This window comes from Variovorax sp. 01T439_2 (genome assembly GCF_056398445.1).
Map to the genome: position 1 here is coordinate 1 of NZ_JBFTPJ010000668.1, position 3,350 is coordinate 3,350.

The window sequence follows — 3,350 nt, forward strand, 5'->3', positions numbered from 1 at the left end:
TTGTTCTTGAGCACCTTGCCTGTGGCACCCAGCGGCAGCGATTCGACAAACGCCACCTCGTCGGGCCGCCACCATTTCGCAACCTTGCCGTCGAGGAAATCGAGCAGCTGCTCTTTCTCCAGCGCGGCGCCTTGCCTTTTCACGACGACAAGCAGAGGCCGTTCATCCCACTTGGGGTGATAGACGCCGATGCAGGCCGCCTGCTGCACGGCCGGGTGCGCCATCACGAGGTTCTCCAGTTCGATGGAGCTGATCCATTCGCCGCCGGACTTGATCACGTCCTTGTTGCGGTCGGTAATCTTCAAGTAGCCGTCGGCATCGATGGTGGCCACGTCGCCAGTGTTGAACCAGCCATCGACGTTCGTCGCCGACGCTGCGTCGCGGAAGTAACGCTCGACGACCCACGGACCCTTGGCCATCAGGTTGCCCGCCGTCTCGCCGTCCCAAGGCAGTTCTCGTCCTTCGTCATCGACGATCTTGATGTCGACACCGACGATGGTGGTGCCTTGCTTGCCGAGGATCGCCTGCCGCTCTGCCTCGGGAAGGCTGTCGTGCTTGGCGAACAGCTTGCCGGTGGTGGCCAACGGCGAGGTCTCGGTCATGCCCCACGCATGGACGACCTCAATGCCGTAGCGCTCGCGGAAAACCTTCATCATCGCGGCGGGACACGCGGAGCCGCCGATCACGGTGCGCTTGAAGGTCGAGAAACCGGCTTCCTGCTTGGCGGCATGGTCGAGCAAGCCCATCCACACCGTCGGCACTCCCGCCGAGAAGGTCACGCCCTCCCGTTCGAAAAGCTCGTACACCGAGGCTCCGTCCAGCGCCGCCCCGGGAAGGACAAGCTTCGCGCCGGTCATCGCCGCCGCATAAGGCAACCCCCAGGCGTTGACGTGAAACATCGGGACGACGGGGCAGACCACGTCCCGCGCCGACAACCCGAAAGAATCGGGCAGCGAGGACGACATGGCATGCAGGACGGTGGATCGGTGAGAGTAGAGAACACCCTTGGGATCGCCCGTTGTGCCCGATGTGTAGCACAGGCCCGAAGCGGCGTTCTCATCCAACTGCGGCCATTCGTAGGTGTCCGCACTGGCGTCCAGCAACTCTTCGTAGCACAGCAACGCCGGCATGCCATCCATCTGCGGCATCTCGTCGCGCCCGCACAGCGCGATCCATCCCTTCACGCCCGGACAATGCGGTGCAATGGCCTGGACGAGCCTGGCAAAGGCCGGATCGAACAGGAGCCAACCGTCCTGCGCATGGTTGACCATGTAGACGATCTGCTCCTGGAACAGGCGCGGATTGAGCGTGTGCAACACCGAGCCCGCACCCGCCACCGCGTAGTAGGCCTCCAGGTGCCGGTAGCTGTTCCATGCAAGCGTGCCAACGCGGTCGCCCATGCGCATGCCTTGTGTCACCATGGCTGCAGCAAGCTGGCGCGCGCGACGATGACAGTCGCGATAGGTGTAGCGATGCGTGCCGCCGGAAGACAACTGCGACACCACCTCCACATCGCCGAAATACCGGTCGGCGCGCTGCAGGATGGCGGAGATGAGCAACGGGGTGCTCATCATCTGTCCAGGGAGGAACCGGTGTATGTCGTCAGTCATCTTGTGTCTTCCATCTCGTTCTTGTTGTGTGTGTCGCTGCGAGCGATGCGCAGGGGCCAAGCCGGGCAGGCCGCGTGTCGCGCGCCCTGCCCCGCATCACGTGCCGGTGCCGGCGACTCAGCGCGGTGGCATCTGCATCGACTTGTATTCGAGGTATTCCTCGAAGCCGAACTTGCCCAGCTCGCGCCCGTTGCCCGATTGCTTGTAGCCACCGAATGGCGCCATCAGGTTGAAGCCGCCGCCATTGATCTCGACCTGGCCGGTGCGCAACCGGCGCGCTACACGCTTGGCGCTCTCGACATTGCCGCTCCAAACGCCGCCACCCAGCCCGTACACGGAGTCGTTGGCAATGCGTACTGCATCGTCTTCGTCCCGGTAGGTCAGGATGGACAGCACGGGCCCGAAGATCTCTTCGCGTGCGATGGTCATGTCGGATGTCACGCGCCCAAACACGGTGGGCTTGACGTAGTAGCCGACGGGCAGGTCGCGCGGCGCCTCAGCGCCGCCCGCGAGCAGCTCCGCGCCCTCCTCGATGCCCTTCCGGATGAAGCTGCGCACGCGCTCGCGCTGGGTCTCGGAGACGAGCGGGCCCAGGTTCGTTTCGGCTGCGAACGGATCGCCGATCCGGGTCTGGCGTGCCGCTTTGGCAGCCAGTGCGGCAGCCTCCTCGTAGCGCTTCTCGGACACAAGCAGGCGCGTGTGCGCGGTGCAGGTTTGCCCGGAGTTCTGATAGCAGGCCTGGATGACTCCCGGAATGGCGTGGCTGAAATCGGCGTCGTCCAGCAGAATGTTGGCCGACTTTCCGCCCAGTTCCAGCGCCACCCGCTTGACGGTCTGGGAGGCCAGTTCGGAGACGCGCTTGCCGGCCCGGGTGGAGCCCGTGAACGACACCATGTCCACCTTCAGGTGGCACGCCAGCGCCTCGCCCACCACGGGACCGGCGCCGCACACAAGGTTGAAGACACCTGCGGGCAGACCGATCGATTCGATGACCTCGGCCAGCAGGAAAGCGTTCAGCGGTGCGACTTCCGAAGGCTTCAACACCACGGTGCAGCCGGCAGCCAATGCCGGCGCCACCTTGGCCGCGATCTGATGCAGCGGGTAGTTCCACGGCGTGATGCAGGCGACCACGCCAACGGCTTCGCGCACCACTTCGGAGTTGCCCACGGACTCGCTGAATGCGTAGTCGCCCAGCAATTGCGCGGCCACGCCGAAGGAGCCGATGGGCAGGCCCGCCTGGGCGAACCGCGAGAACCCGATGGGCGTACCCACCTCCGCAGAGATCAGTTGCGCGATCTCCTCTGCGCGTGCCTGCAGACCGGCCTGAATCTTCATGAGCCAGACAGCGCGCTCGGCGGGCGGGGTGTTCGCCCAGTTGTCGAACGCGGCAGAAGCGGCTTCCACCGCAGCGGCCACGTCGTCGGCATCGCCCATGCAGACGCGCCCGATGACTGCTTCGCTAGACGGATTCACCACGTCGGCAAACTCGCGGGACCGGGAGGCCATCCAAGAGCCGTTGATGAAAAACTTGTCGTATGTCCTCATTGGGATCTCGTTCTTGTACGTCCCGGGTCAGCCGACCAGGACTTCGCTGATCTGGACGGTCGGCTTCACGTTGGTGTAGTTGGGAATGTCCGCGGCGATGGCGCCGGCGTGCGGCCCGAAGGCGAAGAGAAACGCGTCGAGCGACCCGAAAAAAAGATGCCCCATCGCGACGTAGGCGGGCGGCGAGGCCGGTGC

General features: G+C 64.7%; 3 protein-coding genes. All 3 read right to left on the reverse strand.

Going from position 1 to position 3,350, the window contains the following annotated elements; translation table 11 throughout:
* Positions 1 to 1,610: 3-(methylthio)propionyl-CoA ligase (locus AC1DOC_RS25515; RefSeq protein ID WP_478130745.1), on the reverse strand; the 1,610-nt coding region annotated here is incomplete at its 3' end.
* Positions 1,611 to 1,727: 117 nt separating this feature from the next.
* Entirely contained in the window at positions 1,728 to 3,155 is a 1,428-nt protein-coding gene (locus AC1DOC_RS25520) for an aldehyde dehydrogenase family protein (RefSeq protein ID WP_015866009.1), read from the reverse strand.
* 27 nt (positions 3,156 to 3,182) lie between these two features.
* Positions 3,183 to 3,350, reverse strand: a 168-nt coding sequence (locus AC1DOC_RS25525) for an EthD family reductase (protein WP_478130746.1), incomplete at its 5' end; no start/stop codon positions are given.

Bases quoted from the DNA above. Each gene is read 5' to 3' on its own strand.
- AC1DOC_RS25520 (WP_015866009.1), bottom strand. From the start codon at position 3,155: ATGAGGACATACGACAAGTTTTTCATCAACGGCTCTTGGATGGCCTCC.